Genomic DNA, 24,873 nt, shown 5'->3' on the forward strand with positions numbered 1-24,873 from the left:
GCGTAATCACCTTCTTTAATTTTATTTCCTAACAGTAAACACTATTTTTTATTCTCAAAAATTGAACTTCTAAAATCATCAGTTTGGTCAAGATAAGCTTTAAAGATTGCTCTCTTCAACTTATGAACTGCACTGTCTGTTTCTGGATTATAGTTATCCCAATGAGGAGTTTCTGTATCCTTGCGGACAGCTTCATTCATTAGTTGTTGCAACTCATCTATATTGCTTGTAGTTTTGGTTGCAAAGCTTGTCCATGATTTACTTGTATCATTAAAGGTAACTTTATTCAATTTGCTGAATTTTTCTTGTCGCTCTTTATACATGGCCTTTTTAAAATCACTCCAAGTGTCGTATTTACCATTAAATAATTTTTGAAGTACTAATTTATCTGTTACCAATCCTTTAGTCTTACCATATGAGGTAATCGTTTTATTATTTGCCCTAGCATCGGGTTCAAATTGATTTGAAATATATGGCACCATACCATCTTTAAATCCTTTAGCAGCTAATAGTTCATAGGCCATACGACGTCCCATCAGGTCACCTGGCGTTCCGTCATCATTACTTAATGCTGCATAAATCGGCGCAAATAATTTAATAGTGAAGTAGCCATTTCTTTCGTATTCACCTAAGGCATATTCCCTAGACGAAATAATATTATTCTCAATCAAATCATTAAATGAATGTAATTTTTCAGCTTCTTCTGCGGTTAAATCTCTGACAACATTTGTTGCGTAGACATTATTTCCATCTGGATCCTTAACAAATTTATTCTCGATTTTTCTTAGAGTATTCATTTTTTCGTAAACACTCAATTTATTCACAACAGACTGCCCTTCAAGATATTCCAACATATAAACAACATCAAACATATTGTGGACATATTGCTTCAAATCATCAGAGTTCTTAAATCTCGTAGTTGGATCGAGTATTTGTAATCGTTCTCCTTCTTTACTATCCGATTTTAAATGTTTCAAGATCGAGTTGATGGTGATGGTTGCGTCATTTGGATGGTCTGGTGCTTGCAATAAGCCTTTTGCAAAGAACTCTGGTCCCAAGCCACTTCTTCGACCATAGCCACCAAGATAGATGTCCTGATCTGAGTCATGCGTCATCTCATGTGTATATGTGATAGCTCCATCCTTATCTAACATACGATAACCCATATAATAAACGGCGTCACCGGTAGCATAAGCACCGTGTCCATTATGACCAACTTTGTTTCCAACAGGTCCAAAGAAATGTTTCATTGCAGGATTTGGACTATCAAAATCTGATACTGTTTGGGCTTTTCCATTGGTATGGTCATCTCCAAATTTATAGGCATCATAAAGCAAGATATTTCGGTAAAGCTTCTCACGCCCTTCCTTATCTAGAATACGATACCAATAATCGTAGTGATCTCGTTGACGCTCTGCTGTTTCGTGAGCACTCTTTTCAACAAATCTATTCAAATCACCACTTGCTTGATGATCTTTATTACGATAGCGATCATAAGCACCAAAACCTATACTAGAGATAGTTGAAATGACAAATACTGATTTTTCTGGCAAGGTAAGTAGAGGCAGTACCATATTACGGTATTTCCAGCTGTCGCTAGTGATGCGATCATAGACACCGATAGAATACTTGCTGCCAGATTTTTCCTGATTAGCTCTCACTTTTGGAATATTAGATTTTTCTTCAACGATGTAAGCCTTGGTCTGAGTTTTAAACCAGTCATTGTTGCTTGTGTTTGGTAGAAAGACTTTTCGGTAATTTTCAAGCGTGTTAAATAAATCTTTCGTTCCATGATAGCTAGCTAAACTAATAGCATAAGTATCAACGTTGTTCTTGGCAAGAAGATTATTAAATCCTGATTTACCTAACTCTATTAAGGTATCTAACGGAGAAGCATTTCCTTTGCCAAAGAAATCTAGATGGTACATTACAAGGTCTTTTGCACTCACTTTATCATAACTAAAGTTATACCAGCGTTCTAGGTAGCTCATACCAAGTAGTAAAGCTTCCTTGTTACGCTTGATTTTATCTACAATATAACCCGTCATCACTTGATTGTTTTCCACTAGAGCAGCATCCGCAGACAAGAGTTTTTTTAGACTTTCTTCAAGATGATCCTTCGTTTTAGCAAACTGGTCTTCTAGATATAGCTCGGTTAACTTAACTTCTGGAGAAATACCGAGTGTCTTTCTGATAGCCTCTGAGTGGTAGGACACCTGCTGCAATTCAGGTAAGACTTGCTTGATGATAGAGGTTTGGTCATACAAGAATTGGTTAGGAGTATAGAGAAGACCTGTATCTCCTAGGCTATATTCTGCTAGCTTGGCAAAATCAGTCTGATACTTGAGATCAAGCTTCTCAGATGAATGGTCCTTGTAGTGAAGCAAGAGTTTGTTTGCAGTCTGTTTGTTAGAAACAATATCTGTGATTACTTGATTATCCTTCATCATAACTGCAGACAAGAGTTCTTTTTGATATAAGAGACTATTCTCCTTGACCAGATTTCCGTATTTGACGATGGTTGCTTTATTGTAGAAAGGTAACAATTTTTCAATGTTCTTATAAGCCAAGGCTCGCTTAGCTTGATAATTGGCTACCTTAGAAAAATCACTTTCTTTCTTGCCACTTGTTGAAAGAGGCTCCACTGTTGGTAGAGTGAGAGGATTAATGGCTGATTTTTTGCTTGCGATTTGGGAAGCATCTAGCATTGTTCCTCTTTCTTCAAAGGATTCCTTGCTGACGACCTCATCGTTTTCCAAGGCAACTTTGATAACTCTATTAGCTTTATTGCTGAATGTAGCTGTCACCTTCATATTGTTATAGTGGTAAGCGGTGATGGCGTTCCCGTTTGTTACATTGACATCGCTAAGAACATTGGTCAAGCTTCCAGCATGCTGTTCCTTACCAGAAGTTCGATCCCATAAATAGCCTGCTACACCAGCGACTTCTCCGAACTGTTTGACATTATTAATATCTCCCTCAGCATAACTATCACGGACATGTGCATCATTGTCCACAAGTCCCACAAGACCACCGACAGTCTGATCTGAACTATTTGCATTTGATGAAATGGCTATTGTAGCTTTGGATTTAGCAATAGACGCGTTTTCACCTGTCAAATGTCCAACCAAGCCACCAATATTGTAGGTAGCAGTTGTTTCATAGGTATTAATAATCCTTCCCTTGAAACTACTGTCAGTGATGGTTGATTGTTCGGACTTGGCAAGCAATCCACCAATACCACGTTCCCCAGCTAAGACACCGTCGACATGAACCTGGTTAATTTTTGTCCCATTTTTAGCTTCATTTGCCAGTGAACCGATATCATTCTTTCCTGAAATAGAGACATTTTTCAGGCTCAGTTTTTCTACTGTAGCATTACTTAAGTTGTTAAATAAAGGTTTTTTCAAATTATAGATAGCATAATGTTTGCCATCTTTTTCACCAATCAACCTACCAGTAAAGTTGCCCTTAATATAAGACTTCGCATCAGACTCCAGTTCCATTTCGTTAGCATTCAAGCTAGCTGATAAATAATAGGTTCCACCAAGATTTTGGTTGATGGCATGAACTAGATTACTAAAGGAAGTAAAGTTTGTCGTTTCCTCTGTAGTCTTCTTAGCTAAATAGAAACTGAAATTTTCAACATATTTATGGTCTATCTCCTGCTGGAGTTTATCAACTCTCGCTGTAATTTTATAAAATGTGCGTCCATCTTTTAACTCCTCGGATATCGATGCAACCGGAAGGTAAACATCTTTAAACGCAGAAGATTTTACCTTTACAAAATAAGTATCTGGATTACTTGGAACACTGTCCAAAGAAACATGTTGTTTGTAAGTTCCATTAGTATGACTATACAATTCAATATCCGAAACATTTCTTAATTCAAGTGTTTTCTCTGGATCTGTTTCTTTTGGCTTCTCAACGGGAGTTTCAGGTTTTAGTTGCTCAATATTCCCCTTGTATTCAGGAAGTGGATCTACCTGTTCTGGTTCTACTATTGCTCCGGCCTGTGGACCTGTGTATTCTGGTAGGGGGGCAATCTGCTCTGGTTCAACAATAGCCCCAGCCTGTACGCCTGTGTATTCTGGTAGGGGGGCTACCTGCTCTGGTTCGACAATAGCTCCAGCTTGTGGGCCTGTGTATTCTGGTAGGGGGGCTACTTGTTCTGGTTCTACTATTGCTCCGGCTTGCACTCCTGTGTATTCTTTCGGTGCTTCTACCTTCTCTGGTTCTACTATTGCTCCAGCTTGTACTCCTGTATATTCTGGTAGGGGGGCTACTTGTTCTGGTTCTACTATTGCTCCGGCTTGCACTCCTGTGTATTCCTTCGGTGCTTCTACCTTCTCTGGTTCTACTATCGCTCCAGCCTGAACTCCTGTATATTCTGGAAGCGGTGCTACCTGTTCAGGTTCTCCTTTATCACTTACCACAGTATCTGGCGACTCTGGTTGAACCTCAGTCTCACCTTTGTCAGTCACAACCGCTTCCGGTAGCCCTGGTTGGACTGCTGGTTCGCCTTTTTCAGTTACAACTGCTTCGGGTAACGCTGGTTGGATTGCAGGTTCAACTACTGCCCCTGCCTGTGGACCTGTGTATTCTGGTAGTGGTGCTACCTGCTCTGGTTCAACAATAGCTCCGGCTTGTGGTCCTTTATATTCTGGAAGCGGTGCCACCTGTTCAGGTTCTCTTTTATCACTTACCACAGTATCTGGCGACTCTGGTTGAACCTCAGTCTCACCTTTGTCAGTCACAACCGCTTCCGGTAGCTCTGGTTGGACTGCTGGTTCGCCTTTTTCAGTTACAACAGCTTCGGGTAACGCTGGTTGGACTGCTGGTACACCTTTATCTGTTACAACTGCTTCTGGCAACTCTGGTTGGACTGCTGGCTCACCTTTGTCGGTTACTACAGCTGCTGGTAGTTCAGGCTGAATTGCGGGTTCAACAATAGCTCCAGACTGTACTTCCTTATGTTCTGCACCAGTCTCAGGTTGTTCCTTTATAACTTGAGCTTTTTTAGTACCTTTTTCGACTATTCTTATAACAGGCGCAGTCGTTGAAGTTGAAACAATTTCTCGTGAAACCTCTTCCTTATTTACAGAGAATATTCTGATGATTTCAACTTTCTTACCTAATTTACCTTCTTGTTTTACTCTTACAGTTCCTTCAGCTAAATCAGGATTTTCTTGAATTTCTTCTTGAAAATCTATTTTTGTTTCTATAGTTTCGTCACGATATAAGAGTTCAGGTTTATTCAACTGGCCTGATAGAACTTCATCCTGTGGATTTAGTGTATTTACGCCAGTCTTTTCATTTGGAGACACCTTCTCGTCTTTCTTCGTTTCTAGACTCTTATGTTCGGCTAATTGTTCTTGAGAATCTGAAGATTGTTTCTCTTCTTTTCTTGGATTCGTTAATTCAGTAGAGAAAGGTTTTTCAACTACTTGAACTTCTGTCGACTTAGTTGAAGAAACAGGTGTTTTTTCCTGAATAGCTTGTACTGTTGATGGATGTTCTACAAAATTCGGTGTAACACTATATTCCACCTTTTGTTGTTTTGTAGGAGTGGCTACTGATTTCTCTTGATTACTTACTTTAGAATCAGAAGTCGTTTTTTCCTCTTTGATATATCCAATATAAGTGTACCCTGAAATGTCTTTAGGAAGAGGCAATTTTTCTCCAGAGGTCAATTCATAGTCAGTATTGTAATTTAGCAAAAGATTATTTTCTAAAGCATGAGCTGACACTAGGACACCGTTTCCTATTCCTGCAACCAATACTAAATGTAATACCGTTTTATTCTTGACCTTTTTCTTAGATACAGCAAAAATTAAAATCCCCAGAGCAGCTAAGCTAGCACCAGCAACTAGGGCTTGCATCTCATTCTTGCTTCCAGTATTTGGCAATTCCGCCAGTTGATTTTGGGAATTTAACTTATAAACAAGATAATAAGTCTCATCATCATTCTCCATGTATGTCGGAATAGCATAGACAAGCTGCTTTTTTTCTTCTGATGATAGCTCTGACTCTGTCACATATTTATAGTGAACCCCTGTAGTTTCTTGAGCATCCACAGATGAATTAGCTAATACAGACATAAAAAATAAACTTGAAATCGTTGCAGATACAAGTCCTACTGATAATTTTCTAAATGAAAAACGCTCTTGTTTTTCACCATAATACTTTTCCATTATTCCTCCTTGAAATAAAATTTTTAAATATGTAAGGCAAACTTTATTATATTAGCTTGTTATCTTATAAAAAAGTAGCATACTCTAATTATACTCTTAATTTACAAAAAAGTCTTAAAATTGCGTTGCGCTTTCATACTTTGTTTTATATATAAAATACCAAGCAGTAGTTTTGTAACTCCCTATTATTTTTTTGGATAAAATGTAACCTACCATGGAATTTCCACGGTAGGTGTTACTCATATCAATAATCGTTCTAAAAATGGTTTGATGCAGTTGATAAGAATCCCTTCTATCCAGCTTTCTTGTGCTGAGGATAGATGTTCTGTCTGAAGGCTTTCTTTTAAAAAGTCTCGGACTTGTTCTGGTGCGATTTCAAATTCAAAGGCTTTCATTTTATAGAAAAAGTCGATGAGATGATCTGACAGATATTCAGTTGAAAAGGGAACTTCTCCACTTTTTCGATATTCTAATAAGAGCCTAGAAAATCGGGCTTTTTCTTCTGGAAGCTCACGAAAATAGGAATTGAGGAGCCAGATCTGCTTCTGTTTTCTTTCAATTGGATCCTGACTGGCAATTCGTTGGTCTTTTTCCAACTCTTTTTGGTATTGTTTGGCCTTGATAGCCCGTTCTGTTCTATTTTTACCAAAAAGTATTTTCTCCCACTTGCGTTCTTCTTGAGTCAGGGTCTCTGTAAAGCCAAAGTAATCTTGGTAGGCACGCTCTGCTGGCCCCATGGCTAGAACCAGATTGTCTGCATACTGCTTGGCGATTTTATCCCTCTTCTTGCGCTCTTTCTCTGCTTGGATACGGAGTTCTTGTTCGTAGTCAATTTTCTCCTTACCTAGCTTGACAAGGTAGAGTTGGTCATCTGGTTTTCCAAGTAAAAAGGGTTTGATATACTTTTCAAGGACTTCTTCCATACGAGCCTTCTTCTTGGGCTCTGCCTTGGTCCAACTTCCTCCTTGAAAGACTTCTAGGAAGAGCTGGTAGTCTTTCTCAGGTGAGAACTGATTTCCACGATTGGGTTTAAAAACACCTTTTTCCCAGAGCCACTTTAGAAGACGCTCGTCAAAGTCACTTTTATTGACCTTGATTTTCTCCTTTTTCTGGGCTTTTCTGGTCAGATTTTCAACCTTTCTGAGCAGTTTTTCTTCCTCTTCCAGTTGCTGGTCAAGGGACAATCGATGAAAATGACGAACACAGTCGCTACCAATCGGAAAGAGGCGTTGGCCTGTGACACCGTTAAAGAGTTCGTAGGCGTACTTGATGGCATTCCCACAGACACAATTGCTACGGCCGATACCGTTAAAAATCAAGGAAACTTCATTCCATTCCTTGGTAGCTTGTTCCCAAGTATCAGCTTTTGAAGCCTGTAAAACCGCATCGTGCAGGGATTTTCTAACTGGAAGTGTCATGAGGTCTCCTTTCTAAATTATACTTTTACAACTTGAACTTCGTCTTTACCGAGTAAAATCAAGTATTTTTCAATATTTTCAATCGAATAGGCTCGAGATAAAGCCTCTCCGTATAGGGCTAACTGACCACGATAGCGATCTATGAGTTGACTTGGTTCATCATAGCGGTCTGTCTTGTAGTCGAAAAGAACGATTCTATCCTCATAAAGCAGATAGCCGTCCAAGATTCCACGGACAACAAAGTCTTCCTGACTCTTTTGGTCTCGTTTGAGCATGGAGAAAGGTTGCTCGCGATAAAGATGGTTGGTATTAGCGATAATTTCCTGACCGAGTGCTGTGTCAAAGAATGCAAGAATTTTCGAAAGATTAATCTTGTCTCTGACAGCTGGGCTGGTTTGAACTTGTTTGAGAGTTTCTGTCAGGTTAGCAAGCGTTGGTCTCTGGCTGAGGTCCATTCTCTGCATCAGTTCGTGGGTGGCACTACCAATCTCAGCTCCTGTCATCTTTTCTTTGCTTGAAAAATCTGGCAAATCAAAGCTGATTTTCTTGTCTACTGACTGGCCTTGACTTGCAATCTCAACACCTTCCATATCCATAACAGGTTCGTAGAATTTCTTGATTTGACTTGGGGTTTGAACACTAGGAAGTTCAATGGCTGAGCGGTGAAGAGTATTATAAACTTCAACTTCTTTCAGCATTTCAAGAGCTTCTTTAATGGTTTCTGACTGGCGATTGTCTGCTTGGGAGCTAACTTGGAGAGGACTTTTGTTTTCCAACTGACCAATAGCTTCTCTAGTCAGCTGATCTTCACCAACAAAACGATAGCTAAAGTTGAGATGATCCTTGGCAAATACTTTACTGATAGCCCAAATCCAATCTTGGAAATTCCTTGCTTGAAGTCTAGTGTTGCTATTTAGTTTCCCATTTTTAGCTGCTGGGTATTCTTTGGATTCCAGCTTTTCACGAGATCCCTTACCGACAAGATAGAGCTTTTTCTCAGCACGCGTCATGGCAACGTAGAGGAGACGCATTTGCTCAGAATAACTTGCCAGCTGTAATTCCTCTTCGTTCTGCCTATAGGTCAGACTAGGAATGGAGAGTTTGATGGTTTTAGGATAGTGATCTTCCACTGCTCCTGTATCCATTTTGGCAATATATTTGACACCAAGACCATTCTGACGGCTGAGAATGACCTCTGACATAGAGTCTTGCTTGTTGAAATCTTGATCCATATTGAGGATGAAGACGTAAGGAAACTCTAGCCCTTTACTCTTGTGAATGGTCATGAGCTCTACTGCATCTTTTGGCGGTGCGACTGCCACGCTTGCAAGATCGTGCTGGGCTTCTAGGACCTTGTCAATCATGCTAATAAAACGTGACAAGCCCTTGAAATTGCTCTTTTCAAATTGATCAGCACGCAGTGCTAGGGCATAGAGATTGGCCTGTCTAGCAGAACCATTTGGCAAAGCCCCAACATAATCATAATAAAAGCGGTCGTTGTAAATCTTCCAAATCAGGTCATATAGGGAGTGGGTTTTGGCATACAAGCGCCAAGAAGCCAAGATATCCATGAATTGGTTTAGTTTCTCAGCTAGAGCCGTGTGAATCAAGTTTTTCTGGCTTGTTACCATTTTTTGTGCATTGATCAGTTTTTCATGGAGATTTTCGTGGACTTTATCCTCTGCTTTCTGAAGGGACAAACGTGCTAACTCGTCCTCATCAAAGCCAAACATAGGAGACTTCATAAGGGCAACCAAGGCATAGTCTTGGAGAGGATTGTGAATGACACGAAGGGTGTCTAGCATGACTTGCACTTCTAGGGATTGGAGATAATTGTTTTGCTCTCCATCGGTTTTGACAGGAATCCCGTACTCAGACAGGGCTAGAAGAATCTGGTCATTACGACTGCGACTGGAGGTCAGAAGGGCAATTTCTTTAAAAGCAACACCTTTTTCCTTATGGAGTTTAAGAATTTCCTTGATAACCAGACGCATTTCGCCTGTTAGTTTCGTTTCTGTTTGACTCTCTTCTTCCTCACCTGTATCGCCCTTGTCGTAGAGAAGAAATTCTGCCTTGTTGTCTGTATTAGGAGTCAGTTTGGTATTGGCAAAAACAAGCTGGTGCATGTTATCATAGTTGATTTCGCCGACCTCTTGGTCCATGAGACGTTCAAAGACATCATTGGTTGCTGACAGCAATTCTGAACTACTACGGAAATTTTCCTTCAGGAGAATCAGCTTGCCCTCTTTTGGATTTTGCGCATAGCGTTGGAACTTCTCATTGAAAATCTGCGGGTCTGCTTGACGGAATCGGTAGATGGACTGCTTGATATCTCCCACCATAAAGCGATTGTGGCCATTAGATAGCAATTCCAGCATCCGTTCTTGAATATGGTTGGTATCCTGATACTCGTCTACCATGACTTCATGGAAACGTTCCTGATAAGCTTCACGGACTTGCGGGAATTTCTCTAAAATCTCAATGGTGTAATGGCTGATATCAGCGAATTCAAAGGCATTTTCCTGACGTTTACGCTGACGATAAGCCTCCACAAAATCGCTCATAAAGGTTTGGAAGGTTTTAGCTAGTTTCCAAGTGTCTCCATGATAACGTTCTTGATAGTCGAGAATTGTTATCTGGTCTGCTAGTTGTCCTAGTTTTGCAATCTGGGATTTTCTTTCTTCATTGTAGGCATCGGCCAGTGGCTTCAAATCAGCCTTGCGACTGGCATTGGTCAGAGCTCGGCCGTTTTTCTCTTTCGAAATTGCGACAACACGCGAAAGCACCGCTTGATAATCCTGACTATCCGACTCTTGATTTAAGGAGCCAATTTCATCCAGAATAAACTGGACATTTTCTAGATAAGCAGCCTTTGGAAACTCCTTGGCATCATTATCCAGATGATAACGGAAGAAACTTTCCAAGTCCCAAAGAGCTTGCTGGATTTGTGTGGTCAGTTTTTCTTTTTCACTGCTAAAATCAGCTTTCTCAAAGCCTTTGAGAAAAGATTCACTCAGCCATTTCTGAGGATTACTGGTAGATTGGAGGAAGTCATAGATTTTATAGACTTGCTGGCGCAGTCCCCGTTCATCCTTGCCACGCCCAGCAAAATTTTTCAGCAAATGACTAAAGTTCTCTTTCTGTTTACCTTGGTAATGGGCTTCAAAGACCTCATGGAAGACTTCATTTTTTAGAAGGAGTTGCTCGCTTTGGTTTTGTAAAATACGGAAATTAGGCGCAATATCAAGTAGATAACCGTATTTGCCAAGGAACTTTTGTGTGAAAGAGTCCATGGTTCCGATAGCAGAGTTGGGTAGGTCTGCCAACTGGCGACCCAAGTGTTGTTTGAGGTCGACATCGCTGCTTTCTTGGATTTGCTTGCTGATTTTTTTCTCTAAACGTTCTTTAAGTTCTGTCGCAGCCTTAACCGTAAAGGTTGAGATAAAGAGTTGAGAAATTTCGACACCACGCGCCAATTGGTCCAGAATACGCTCGGCCATGACAAAGGTCTTCCCAGAACCAGCCGATGCTGAGACCAGGATATTCTGGCCAAAAGTGTAGATAGCTTCGATTTGCTCGGCAGTTTTCTTCTGTTCCTTACTCGAATTCGCTTCTGCTTCTTGCAGTTTTTGAATTTCCTCCTCAGTTAAAAAGGGAATGGGCTTCATCGATTCAACTCCTCTCTTATTTTTTCAAACCAAGCTTGCTTGAGTTTTTCTCCGACCAGACGCTTGCCGTCAGCCAAGTCCAACTTTTCTAGGAAACGGGCTTGACCTAAGTGGTAATTGGCTTCAAATCCTGTGATGGCTTGATGTTGCTGAACGTATGGAGCAATGCTTCTGCCATTTTCAGTATAGGGATTGATAGCGAACTGGCCTGCTAAAATCTTCTCAGCTGCTTTCTTGTAAAGATGGGCATTGTAGTCCAGTAGGAGCTGGAATTCCTCATCTGTCAGCTGATTAGCCTTGTTTTTATTGTAAAATTCACCCAAATGACTGCTTTCTTTTTCTAAAAAGAGGCCTTGGTATTTCATAGACTTGCTGGCTTCTACTACTGCACCTGCTAGACTTTTAACGGCCATCAGAGATTGGACAGGCTCAGCCATTTCCAAGTACATGGCACCGAAAAAGTTCTGCTCCCCTTCTCTTTTTAGTGCAGCAAGATAGGTTGGCAACTGGGAATTGAGTCCATTAAAGAAATGAGGAAACAGGAATTGAATTAGACTCGACTTGTAATCTACTACTCCTATCGCTCCATCAGCTTTCAATCGGTCAATGCGGTCAACCTTGCCTCGTACAAAGACACTGCGACCATTATCCAATTGAATAAAGGCCTGCTCTTTCCCACCAAAATTTGCCTCTTCTTTAATAGTCTCGATGGCTGGATTGTGACGAAGAATATGGCCAGTCGTCCGTGCAACATCAAGCAGAACTTCCTTGGTAAACTGGGCTTCCAAACTTTCCTGATAAATAGCTTCAAATTCCCGTTCCTGACTGGTTTCTTGGATAGCCTGTTCTAGACGTTGGTCAAAGGAATTTTCGTCAGGTAATTGCAAGGTCCGTTCAAAAATGCGGTGCAAGAAATTCCCATGACTACGAGCATCAGGGCGAAGGCGCAATTCTTCCTGTAAGCCTAAAACGTAGCGGAGGAAATAACTGTATTGGTTACGGTAAAACTCCGTCAAACCAGACGTAGACAGGTAAAATTCCTGTTCAGCAGGATAGAGAGCCTGTAAGGTGTCCGTAGCCAACTGCTTACTGCTTGGACTGGTTGGGAGGGCTGGATTTTCCAAACCTTGCTGGTCTAGTTTTTTCCCCATAACACGCGACAGAACCTTGACAAAGGTCAAATCTTGCCCCCTATCACTCGTCTCGCCCTGTTGGTGATAGGCAACCAGACTAGACAAAAGACTGTGATATGAACCCATATCTTCTTTAGACAGCCCTTTGTGATTCATCCTCTTCTCTTTCCGACTAAATCCAAAATGGACCAGCTCTTGAAGATAGATCGATTCCTTACTTTCACTTTCATTAAAAAGGCTTGGAGCCGACAAGACCAACTGCTTACGAGCAGAATTGACCAAGGAAAGCATAGTGTAGCGATTTTTCTTGAGGTTTTCACTGCTGGCAATCTGCAATTGCGCTCCCTCTTCAGTCGTTTGGTTTAAATTTTGTCTTTCTTCATCTGTCAAAAGGCTGGTATTCTGCGCGATTTTTGGTAAATTGTCCTGAGTTAGCCCAATGGCATAGACAAAGTCAGCAGTCAGTGGTGCAATCAAATCGTAACTCTGCACCAGAACGGTGTTCACTGTCGCTGGAATAGTACGGTACTGAGATAGGCTCATTCCAGAATGGAGCAAGGCTAGGAAGTCTTCTATACTAACTGGTGAACCAGCAAAAACAGTCGCAAATTGTTCTAAAATATGACAGAATGCCTTCCAAACTTCAGCTTGTCTTTCCTGTTCAAGAGCTTCCATAGTGGCTGTCAAATCTTGCAGTTGCTTGGTTACAGCTCCTTCTTTTAGAAAAGAATTCCACTTTTGCAAGAGATTTTCAGTCTTTTGTTTTCGGCTAGCAAAAAGAGTCTCAAGAGGGGTTAAAATACGCAGACGAAGAGCATTTAAACGTTCCAGATTAAATTTTCCATGGTGGGATTTGGTGAAGGTTTGCTGAAAGGCTGGCAAGCCATTGATACCAAGATAGCGTATATATTGCTCAAAAGAATCAATATCAGCCTGACTAAGGTCGGTATACAAACCTGTTCTAAGAAAGTTAATCAAGTCCTCCTGACGGAAACGGTAGCGTTTCAAAGCCAAAATAGACTCAACAAACTGTGTCAAGGGATGGTGCGCCATGGATTCGCTTCTACCAAGATAGAAAGGAATCTGGTACTGGTCAAAAATCGTTTTTAGAGATAATTGATAAGAAGCTACATCCCCCAAGAGAATACGAAAATGCTTGTAACTCAGATCTGAGTTCTCATGTAATTTCTGACGAATGCTACGGGCTACTAGCTCCAACTCCTCCTTTTGCGTCAAACAAGACCAGATTTGTAAGTTTTCACGGTCTTTCTCATCGATATCTAAAATAAGCTCTGAAAAGTCATAAGAAGATTCCAGCAAACGAGAGGCCTTGTCAAAACTATCCATCTGCTCATGAGTTTGAGAACAATCCAGAGCAGGAGTTTGGTATTTAGAGGCTAGATGATGGAGAAACTCCACACTGGCTTGGTAGAGATTGCCCTCGCTAAAGGGACTGGTATAAGCTTTCTTACTAGCATAAGCCCCAATGACAATCTCAACACCCTTGCCGTGAAGTAAGTCTACAATCCGCTCTTCCTCAGCAGAAAAACGGGTAAATCCATCAATAACCAAGGCGATTTGACTAAAATCACTACTAACTTTGTTATTCTCAATAGCCTCAATCAAATGGGACAATTGACTTCCCTGAGCCAACTGACCTTGATTGAGATAAGCCATTACCTTCTCAAAAATCAAGACTAAATCGGCCCTCTTGTCCTCATCCGTCAAACTTTCCAAGTCCAAAAAAGTCATCTGAGCTTTGGTCATCTCGTGGTAAAGCTCAATCAACTGCTGGATAAATTGAGGATCCTGCTTGATAGCTCCATAAACACGTAAATCCTTAGGATCAAGTTCGGCAAGGCATTTGTAAAAGGCCATCCCAAGACCGATGTCATCTAGACTGGTCTTGGCAGGCAAGTCATTCAAAATCAGGTAACGAGCCATTTGAGCAAAGCGCGTGACAGTAATCGCAAAAGAAGCCCGCTGGGACAAGCATGTCAGCACGGCGCGTTCCTTTTCAAATGAAAGAGAGTTGGGGGCAATGTAGAAGACCCGCTTGCCAGCAGCAACTAGCTCTTCAGCCTCCCTAGTTAGAATTTCAGTCAAAGAAGTCCGAATATCAGTATAAAGTAATTTCATCTCTGCCTCGTTGGAATTTTTCATTACCTTTTATTATACCATGATTAGCCACCCAAGTCTGAAAATAATCAGTTCTTGCTCATCTATTGAAAAGAAAATGCCGGAAAGTTCCGACATTGTTTTAGTAAGCTAACTTCCTGAAAATAGGAGTAACCACACATTCCAGAAAGCAGTGATATTGATGAGAATATGAACTAGTATTGGATAGTAGAGATTTTTAGTCATGCGATACAATAGAGCCAAAATGAGACCTCCACTAGCATAAATGAAAAAAGCAAGAGGAGTTAAAGCGAAATTGATATGAATATAACCGAAAATAATAGCAGAAAGCAAGACATCTCCGTACCAAGGCGAGTTTTTGAAAAAGGTTGTCATAAGCACACCGCGATAAATCAATTCCTCAGCAATAGGGCCGATGAAGCAAGCTATGAGCAAGAAATAGGGTAATTCCTGTCTCCCTATCATTTCTATCGTTTCATTCAAAGAAATTTGATTTGAAGACGTGGATATGAAATACGAAAAGAGGAAGTCCGACATATACAAAATGATATAGCCCAGTAAAAGGTAGATAAAGTACCTCGGCTGCCATTTAAAATGAAAAGTTTGCTTTCCTGCAAAAACTAGTAGATAGATGACTGCTGACAAAAGAACACCACTCTCCATCAAAAGCAGAATCTGAAAAAATTCACGACTTGCTGGTAGATAGGACTTTGCAAGATGATTGAAAAGCCTCCAAAACCAAGTTGAGTTGTAAAAAATTAAGGACAATGTTAGTAAAATTTGAATAGTCCGTTTTTTCATCTTAAATCCTCTGTTTTCCTTGGCTAGATTATTGAATATAATGGTTTACTTAACTGCATAACAAGTTTAGTATAGAATATCTTTACAAAATATCCTCTTCAAATCATAAATTGTCATCAAAACATCCTAAACTGTAAAATCAATTACCCCCTACCCTTTTACCATTATCTTCTCTAACAAAGGAAGACCTATAATTAAGTTACTAACCTTGGACATAGATTGATTTCTCCTAAATGAATCCAAAGCCCCCAAAAAATCAGGTGGTTTAGTTAGCCTGAACCTTACGGAGCGAGACAAATAAAAGCCAGTATTGCTACTGACTCTTACATCATTTTAATTTAACAAGATAAAATTATGCTTCTGGTTTCGTCGTAACTGACTAACTTCCTTTTAGCAAAGCAAGTAATTTTTCTGCTTCTGCCATGATGCCATTATTATCCATGGTTTGGAGACTCAGATTATTTCGTAAACCAGCTAGGCTCTCTGTCACATTGTTTTTCAAGCTAGCATCCGTTACTTTATCAAGTAAAGCTTCTACTTCTTTAAGTTTGGCTTCTACTTTTTCTGTTTCTACTTGAGGGACTTCAGCTTCGTCTGTTGTATCGTTAGCTACTCCCTCTGTCTCGTCTTCATCAGTGCTTGGTTTATAAAGATCATCTACTGAAGGGTTTAAACCTGCATGATTCTCTTTTTCATCAGATTCAGGGCGAGTTGGCTCACTTACTTCATCATGTTCCTTATCTTCATCAGGTTTACTGTCTTGGTCTGCCTTATTTTTACGAACATGGTCGCTGGCATTTCCCCAACCATTATCTGAGTGAGGACGTTCGTTTGGATGTTCTACATAGTATTTTACAGTCGCAAAAAGATCCTCCAAGCTATAACCCTTAGGAGCCTCATATAGTCCTTCGTCAAACCAAGCAAATTTAATGTTATGGTAATGATCATAATGAGGTATAATCAAGCTACCGTTTTTAACTTCAACAGTATGTTGGAGATTGTAAGGCATGTGATCAAGTGGAACCTTTTTAGCTGCTTTCACTTTATTATAGATTGCTTCTACTCCTTTAACCTCAGGATTTCCTGAACCCTGATTATCTGTTGAAGGAGGCGTCAAACCTTTCTCTTTAGCATAAGCCTGAGCTGCTGCTCTTTCAGCTTCAGATAAACTTTCTTTCTTAATCCAATGACTATGAGTCATATGTGGAGTGACATAGGCATCTCCTTCATCGCTAGTTATATCACGAGGATCAAAGATATAGCCATCTTCTGTTGTATACTTACCTGCTAATTTCGCTAATTTAATTTCATCGTCCGTATAAGCAATTTGAGCATTTGGTTTGCCAAGTCTCTCTGGATGGGTAATTGGCGCTAGGAAGGTAAGAATATCATCAACTAACTTGACCTTATCACTTGAGACATCATTAAGACGTTCCAAAAGTGTATCCAAAGCGTCAAAATCAGCTTGACGGCCTTTATTAGAAATCAAATCTTTATGAACTCTTGCTAGTAAATCATAAACCTTGTTGTAAAATTCTTGCTCACTAGAAGGGATGGTACTTTTCTTAGCTCCTAACACATGAGACAAACTTTCTTGTTTAGCAAGTTTATTATCAATGGCTACAACAGTTTCTGCTGAAAGCTCCTTAGTAGAGATATAGCGCGAGTTTCCATTCTCCTCAAAGACATAACCATCAGCTACTTTTCGAACCGCCTGTTTCACCAATTTTCCATCAATTGGATTGCTTGGAGCTGGTTGAGGATTTGGGGTAGGTTGCGGACTTGGTACTGGGGTAAGCTCTGGAGCAGGGATTAGATTTGGTCTTGATGGTAACAAATGACTTGAACTATAATGAAGTGGAATCATTCTTGCAATCTTCTGCTCTAGATCAGACATTTGTGAATAAGGAATAAAGTGATAATGGTCTCCGTGAGGCACTGCTACACCGTTAGCTGTACGTTTGATGATTTGTGCCGGATCAAAGACTAGACCATCCGATTCCACATGTCTCTCTGATAAAGGTTTGGCATACAATTCACTTAAAAGTGTTGAAATGTCTTCCCCTTGATTTTGATGATAAGTTGGGGTGACAGTCAGGTTTGGAGTCTCTGTCAAACTTGGTTGGGCTGGTTTAGCATTATCACTACTTGGTTTACTTGAACTTGTAGCAGAATGTGAGCCCTGCTTCCCATTCCAATAGGCTTGGGCGGCAGCTAATTCTCCTGCTGATAAATCACTCTTAGGTATATAGTGGAAATGATTGCCGTGCGGGACAACAAAAGCGTCACCTGTATCTTCAATCACATCTGTCGGACTAAATACATACCCATCATCCGTTGTATAAGCGCCTCCAGTTCCTCGATTTGGTGCCTGCGTATTGAGATTAAAGTTTGGTTTAATCGTTGAACTTGGTGTTGAACTTGGTTTATCTGTACTGCTTGGTTTCGGATTGTCATCATGACTTTGAACTGGCTGACCTCCAATTGGTAGATTTCGAGCCAATTTTTCTTCCAAAGCAGACATTTGCGAATAAGGAATGAAATGGAAATGATCCCCGTGAGGCACTGCCACACCATTTGCTGTACGTTTTGTAATCTGTGCTGGGTCAAATACTAATCCATCAGACTCCACATGACGTTGGCTAAGTGGCAAAGCGTACAATTCTTGAAGGAGATTAGCTAAATCTTCACTTTGACTTTCAGAATCTGTTGCAGGATTTTGAGGTGTCTCAGATTGACTAGTTCTCACACTAGATCTTGTTTCTCCCCTGCTTGAACGATATTCAACCGTACTTAATTGGCCACCTTTTCCAGATAAGAAGGCTTGGGCAGCAGCTAATTCACTGGCAGACAAATCACTCTTAGGAATATAATGGAAGTGATTGCCATGAGGAACGATATAAGCATCACCCGTGTCCTCAATGATATCAGATGCATTAAAGATATACCCATCATCCGTTGTATAGCGTCCTTGAGCTCTGGCTGCAGCAACAGCATTATCTGTGCTTGTATTATGATTATGACTGTGTTCCTGCTTCTGACGTTTAATCTCTTCTTTTGTCCGAATATTATCCGCGTGGGCAGCATCCTTAAGGTAAACATAGTATTTCCCGTCTACCTTAATCACATAGCCACCCTTGATTTCATTGACAATGTCTGAATCCTTCAACTGATAATTCGGATCTTTCATGAGGAGTTCTTCACTGATGATAGCATCATAAGGAACCTTCCCATTATAGTAGTGATAATGGTCTCCATGAGAGGTCACATAACCTTGATCCGTAATCTTGATGACGATCTGTTCTGCGTTGATTCCCTCTCTTTTACTAACTTCATCTGGTGTCAAGTTCTCTGCCTTTTGACCAGCCTGATCACCATCTATATAAGCTACTCGATTAGAATCTTTCTTAACTTGACCAGCTTGGTAACGACCAAGTTCATAGGAACAAACACTTAGGGCAAGAACTACCACCGAACCCGCCACATATTTTTTATTGATTTTCATTCTTTTCTCTTTTCTTAAGCCTATTTGATTCACCACAAAACGATGAACCGGTTAATTAACTAGTTAATAGTTTACTCTTTTTAGTATTACTTGTCAAGAATTTTTCGTATATACATAATAAAAATGAAAGCCTCTTTATCGAGACTTTCATTTTTCATTAGTTTATTTTTCTTTGCTTACAGATGTAGGATTACTACCTTTTAACAAAGCAAGTAATTTTTCTGCTTCTGTCATGATACCATTATTATCCAAGGTTTGGAGACTCAGATTATTTCGTAAACCAGCTAGGGTTTCCGTTGCTTTGGCTTTCAAACTAGCATCTGTTACTTTAGCAAGTAAAGCTTCTGCTTCTTTGAGCTTGGCTTCTACTTTTTCAGTCTCTACTTGAGGGACTTCTGGTTCAGCAGGTGTTTCCTCTACTGGCTCTTCATCTGCTTTGAAGTTCTTATTTGGATCTTCACTGTGGTCTTTCTTACCTAAGACATGCTCGCTGGCATTACCCCATCCATCATTAGAATGTGGACGTTCGTCAGGATGTTCAACATAATACTTAATCGTCGCAAATAAATCTTCCAAGGTATAACCGTTTGGAGCCTTGTATGAGTGATCATCAAACCAAGCAAATTTAATGTTATGGTAATGATCCTTATGAGGAATGATTAAATTACCATTTTTTATCTCAACTGTATGCTCTACCATGTATGGAAGTCGAACGAGTGGAATTCGTTTCTCACCTTTCACACGATTGTAAATGGCCGCTGCACTATCTCCAGTTGGATTTGCTTGAGCGTCTGCATCTGGAGATGGAGGTAGGATACCTTTTTCTTTAGTATAGGCTTGAGCTGCAGCTTTTTCCTTATCAGAAAGACTATCTTTTCCAATCCAGTGACTATGACCCATATGAGGCGTTACATAGGCATCTCCTTCATCACTGATAATATCATGTTCGTCAAAAATGTAACCATCTGACGTTGTATACTTATCAGCTAATTGAGCAATACGAACTTCGGCCTCAGTATATTCAATTTGAGAATTTGGTTTACCAAGTCGCTCTGGATGGGTAATTGGTGCTAGGAATGCCAATAAATCGTCTACTAATTTTCCTTTATTAGAAGATTCATCATTCAAGCGTTCTGCTAATTTGTCTAAGGCTTGGAAATCAGAAATACGACCCTTATTTTCAGACAAGGCTTTATGAGCCTCGGCCAATAAATTATATGCTTTATCATAAAATTCTTGGTCACGAGGAGCGACATTTTCTTTCTTCGCAACTAGATTGTGTGTTTCTTGAGTTTTCTTAGACAAGAGATTTTCAATAGCGTCAATCTTATCCTTGGCCAAATCTTTAGCAAGAACATAACGACTGACTCCCTTATCCTCTATAATATATCCATCACCAACTTTTCTAACAACCTGGTTGACATCAAATTCTGTCGGTTTATTTTCCACTGGTGCTAGAGGTTTGGTAGTAGGGGCTGGCTTCAGAGGAGTAATACTTGGCAAGACACTGCCATTTTGTCCCTTAACAGCTATCATACGAGCCAATTTTTCTTCCAGCGGTGACATTTGTGAATAAGGAATAAAGTGATAATGGTCTCCGTGAGGCACTGCTACACCGTTAGCTGTACGTTTGATGATTTGTGCCGGATCAAAGACTAGACCATCCGATTCCACATGTCTCTCTGATAAAGGTTTGGCATACAATTCACTTAAAAGTGTTGAAATGTCTTCCCCTTGATTTTGATGATATGTTGGGGTGACAGTCAGGTTTGGACTCTCTGTCAAACTTGGTTGGGCTGGTTTAGCATTATCACTACTTGGTTTACTTGAGCTTGTAGAAGAATGAGAACCCTGTTTACCATTCCAATAAGCTTGGGCGGCAGCTAATTCTCCTGCTGACAAATCACTCTTAGGTATATAGTGGAAATGATTTCCGTGCGGTACAACAAAAGCGTCACCTGTATCTTCAATCACATCTGTCGGACTAAAGACATACCCATCATCCGTTGTATAGGCGCCTCCAGTTCCTCTATTCGGTGTCGGCGTATTGAGATTAAAGTTTGGTTTAATCGGTGAACTTGGTGTTGAACTTGGTTTCTCTGTACTGCTTGTTTTCGGATTGTCAGAATGACTTTGAACTGGCTGACCTCCAATTGGTAGATTTCGAGCCAATTTTTCTTCCAGCGGTGACATTTGTGAATAAGGAATGAAATGGAAATGATCTCCGTGAGGAACTGCCACACCATTGGCTGTACGTTTTGTAATCTGTGCTGGGTCAAATACTAATCCATCAGACTCCACATGACGTTGGCTAAGTGGCAAAGCGTACAATTCTTGAAGGAGACTAGCTAAATCCTCACTTTGACTTTCAGAATCTGTTGCAGGATTTTGAGGTGTCTCAGATGGACTCGTTCTCACACTAGATCTTGTTTCAGCTCTACTTGAACGATATTCAACCGTACTTAATTGACCACCTTTTCCAGATAAGAAGGCTTGGGCAGCAGCTAATTCACTAGCAGACAAATCACTCTTAGGAATATAGTGGAAGTGATTGCCATGAGGAACGATATAAGCATCACCCGTGTCCTCAATGATATCAGAGGCATTGAAGATATAACCATCATCCGTTGTATAACGACCTTGGGCTCTGGCTGCAACTACCGCCTGATCATTAGAACCGCCTCCATGATTATGACTATGTTCCTGCTTCTGACGTTTAATCTCTTCTTTTGTCCGAATATTGTCCGCATGAGCCGCATCTTTAAGGTAAACATAGTATTTCCCGTCTACCTTAATCACATAGCCACCCTTGATTTCATTGACAATGTCTGAATCCTTCAACTGATAATTCGGATCTTTCATCAGCAGTTCTTCACTGATAATAGCATCATAAGGAACCTTACCATTATAGTAATGATAATGGTCTCCATGAGAGGTCACATAACCTTGATCCGTAATCTTGATAACAATTTGTTCGGCGTTGATGCCCTCTCTCTTACTGACTTCATCTGGTGTCAAATTTTCTGCCTTTTGACCAGCCTGATCACCGTCTATATAAGAAACTCGATTAGAATCTTTCTTAACTTGACCAGCTTGATACCGACCAAGCTCATAGGAGCAAACACTTAGGGCAAGGACTGCCACCGAACCCACCACATATTTTTTATTGATTTTCATTCTTTCCTCATTTCAATTCTTCTGCAAGAACACTCATATTTTCTTCCAGATTTTCTAAATAAGTCTTGTCATTTTGTGGGTCTGCCTCTAAAGGATTCAGAGTTTTAAGCCCCACACCTGTTGATTTGACAAGAGTTTCAGCTACTTTTGAAGAAGCATTACTTTCTGTAAAAATCGTTTTAACCTTATAGGTTTTAACAAATTCCTGAATTTCTGTTAGTTGTCTTGGACTTGGTTCTTGTTCAGGAGAGATGCCTGCAATACCAAGTTGATTAAGTCCAAATCTCTTCGCTAGATAAGAAAAGGCTGTATGTTGTGTTACAAAAGTTTTCTGAGTCGCTTTTTCAAATTTAGGCTGGAATTTCTTAGTTAGTTCTTGAGCTTTTTTGATAAAGGCTTGCGCATTTTTCTGGTAAGTTTCTTTATGCTCACTATCCACCTCTGAAAGTTTATCAGCGATAATCTGAGCTTCTTCGCCAGCTTTTTCAGGATCTAGCCAAGTGTGAGGATCATAGAGCGTTTTTTCATCAACTCCATCCCCTGCTTCCACATCTTCTAGCCCTGGGACGCGGTCTAAAGTCATTCCCTCAGAAGCCTCTAAAACCTTAACTTTAGATTTTTTTAGATTGGGATCTAAACTTCCTGCCCAAGATTCTAGCGTATGAGAATGGTAAACAAAGACATCTGCATCATAGATGGCCGCGATGTCATTTGCCGAAGGTTCAAAGGAGTGAATTCCGCTACTTGACTGAATCATCCGAACATCATTCAAATCTCCAGATACTTCCTTGACCATAGCGTAGATAGGATAGAAACTGGTCACAATTTTCATCCCTTTCCCTGTCTGGCTTTCCTTTTGACCACAAGCACCTAAACACAAAAGAAAGACACTTAACAATACTAAAAATAAACTTTGTTTTTTCATGGATAACCCCTTAACTATTTAATTAACTGGTAAACATTCTACTCCTAAAAATTTAATCTGTCAAGCTATTTTAAGAAAAAAATTGAAATTTCTTTCACATATAAAAATCTGCTGAGTTTCAACAACTCAACAGATTCTCACTTTATATACTCAATGAAAATCAAAGAGCAAATTAGGAAGCTAGCCGCAGGCTGCTCAAAGCACGACTTTGAGGTTGCAGATAGAACTGACGAAGTCAGCTCAAAACATGTTTTTGAGGTTGTAGATGAAACTGACGAAGTCAGTAACCATACATACGGCAAGGCGAAGCTGACGTGGTTTGAAGAGATTTTCGAAGAGTATTATTCTTCTATGGTAGAATGCTTATAGCCATAAGTGAAGTAAATAATACTTCCTACTAACAACGCAACTAGGAAAGCAATCCAAGTTTCCATATTATACTGCAACATGAAGGACAAACAAATGATGATTGATAAAATTGGTAATAATGGTACCAGTGGTGTTTTAAATTCTCCAGCTTTGGGCATTCCCTTTTCTCTCCGTAAGCGAATCAAGCCGTAAGCAAGCATAATCAAGTAGGCCAAGGTACAAATGTTTAAGAAGGCTGCTATACTGGCTAGTGGGAATATTCCTGCAGCTACTGCTGAAGCTAGACCTGTCAAGATAGTAGCATTCTTTGGTACCTTGCTAGTCTTCGTTAGTTCTTTAAAGGCGGCAGGCATCAATCCGTCACGCGCTAAACTGTAAATCATACGCGATAGGGCATAGGTCATCGAAATACAAACTGTAATCAAGGTCAAGATAGCCACCAATGACACATAGTTGGCTGCCCAACTGATCCCAACGCTACGAAGGGCAAAGGCAACGGCATCGTCGACATTTAGATGGCTATAATGGACCACACCAGTTAAGACAAGCGTCACCAAGGCATAAAGAATAGTTACGATAGAAAGCGATAAGACAATCCCTCTAGGAATATTTTTTTGAGGAGTCTTGACCTCATCTACGGCCATAGAGATGGATTCAAATCCCAAAAAGCCGAAGAACATCAAGGACGCACCAGCCATAATACCAGTACTAGCACCATAGATTTGTCCAAAACCATAAGGAGCAAAATTACTCCAGTTGTCAAGTTTAATATGCCAAATTCCTACTAAAACAAAGAGAGCTAAAGCGGAAAATTTCAAAATAACTAGAATAGAATTAAAGCGTAAGGCTGCCTTGGCATTTAGTAAAACAAGCGAAGTCACCAAGACCAAGACAAGAATAGGCAATAAATCAACAAATGTTCCTGCTTGAGGATTAAAGGTACCATTTAAAGCCTGAGGAAGGGCTATCCCATATTGAGAAAGCAAGCCTTTAAAATAAGCTGCCCAACCCGAAGCCACACCAGATATGGCTGTCATGAACTCCATCATGGTTAACCAACCAGCCAACCAGGCAGGAAATTCTCCTAAAATAGCATAAAGATAACTGTAGGCACCACCTGTAGCGGGTACTCGCGAAGCAAATTCTGCAAAAAAGAGGGCTGATAATCCTACACACAAGGCAGAAATGACAATTGAAATCACTAGGGCTGGACCCGCTAGAGTTGCGGCTGCAGTACCTGTTATTGTAAAGACACCTGTCCCTACCATGGCTCCGATACCCAGCAAAATCAAATCCCATAACTTCAAATGCCTATGCATCTCCGTTTTATCTAAACTAACATTTTTTGTTCTAAATATATTCATCTTTAACTCCAAAATAAAATGATGATTCTATTTTACCATAAATATAGGAGATTTGTGAATATTTATAAAACATTTTTCTGAAAAAATCTGACTACCTTTTTGTAATAGCTTATACTCAATGAAAATCAAAGAGCAAACTAGGAAACTAGCCGCAGGCTGTACTTGAGTACGGCAAGGCGA

Annotated in this window: 9 protein-coding genes; all 9 read right to left on the reverse strand. The window is 40.2% G+C overall.

What is annotated here, in order from left to right:
• Positions 1-41: 41 nt before the first annotated feature.
• The 9 genes from N8L33_RS00075 to N8L33_RS00115 all read right to left on the reverse strand — a co-directional run bounded on the left by N8L33_RS00075 (position 42) and on the right by N8L33_RS00115 (position 24,693).
• On the reverse strand, positions 42-6,194 hold the full coding sequence (locus tag N8L33_RS00075; protein ID WP_261057960.1) for a ZmpA/ZmpB/ZmpC family metallo-endopeptidase: 6,153 nt from the start codon (positions 6,192-6,194) through the stop codon (positions 42-44).
• A gap of 239 nt (positions 6,195-6,433) precedes the next feature.
• The gene (locus tag N8L33_RS00080) at positions 6,434-7,612 is read right to left on the reverse strand and encodes a hypothetical protein (RefSeq protein WP_261057961.1); all 1,179 of its coding nucleotides are present in this window, start codon (positions 7,610-7,612) and stop codon (positions 6,434-6,436) included.
• 17 nt (positions 7,613-7,629) lie between these two features.
• Complete coding sequence (addA, locus tag N8L33_RS00085) at positions 7,630-11,280, reverse strand: helicase-exonuclease AddAB subunit AddA (protein ID WP_261057962.1); 3,651 nt, start codon at positions 11,278-11,280, stop codon at positions 7,630-7,632.
• Positions 11,277-14,552, reverse strand: coding sequence for an ATP-dependent nuclease subunit B (rexB, locus tag N8L33_RS00090; RefSeq protein ID WP_261057963.1), 3,276 nt, complete (start codon positions 14,550-14,552; stop codon positions 11,277-11,279). Before rexB ends, addA begins: the two co-directional genes overlap by 4 nt.
• A gap of 129 nt (positions 14,553-14,681) precedes the next feature.
• Positions 14,682-15,353 (reverse strand): CPBP family intramembrane glutamic endopeptidase, encoded by a 672-nt coding sequence (locus tag N8L33_RS00095; RefSeq protein WP_261057964.1) that lies wholly within the window; start codon positions 15,351-15,353, stop codon positions 14,682-14,684.
• Positions 15,354-15,732: 379 nt separating this feature from the next.
• Positions 15,733-18,858 (reverse strand): pneumococcal-type histidine triad protein, encoded by a 3,126-nt coding sequence (locus N8L33_RS00100; RefSeq protein WP_261057965.1) that lies wholly within the window; start codon positions 18,856-18,858, stop codon positions 15,733-15,735.
• Between the two features lie 162 nt (positions 18,859-19,020).
• On the reverse strand, positions 19,021-22,035 hold the full coding sequence (locus N8L33_RS00105) for a pneumococcal-type histidine triad protein (protein WP_261057966.1): 3,015 nt from the start codon (positions 22,033-22,035) through the stop codon (positions 19,021-19,023).
• 7 nt (positions 22,036-22,042) lie between these two features.
• Complete coding sequence (adcAII, locus tag N8L33_RS00110; RefSeq protein WP_000744916.1) at positions 22,043-22,960, reverse strand: zinc-binding lipoprotein AdcAII; 918 nt, start codon at positions 22,958-22,960, stop codon at positions 22,043-22,045.
• Positions 22,961-23,301: 341 nt separating this feature from the next.
• On the reverse strand, positions 23,302-24,693 hold the full coding sequence (locus N8L33_RS00115; RefSeq protein WP_219966701.1) for an APC family permease: 1,392 nt from the start codon (positions 24,691-24,693) through the stop codon (positions 23,302-23,304).
• Between the last annotated feature and the right edge of the window lie 180 nt (positions 24,694-24,873).

Origin of the sequence: Streptococcus mitis (assembly GCF_946188695.1) — a bacterium.
In the GTDB taxonomy this organism is placed as follows: domain Bacteria; phylum Bacillota; class Bacilli; order Lactobacillales; family Streptococcaceae; genus Streptococcus; species Streptococcus mitis_DF.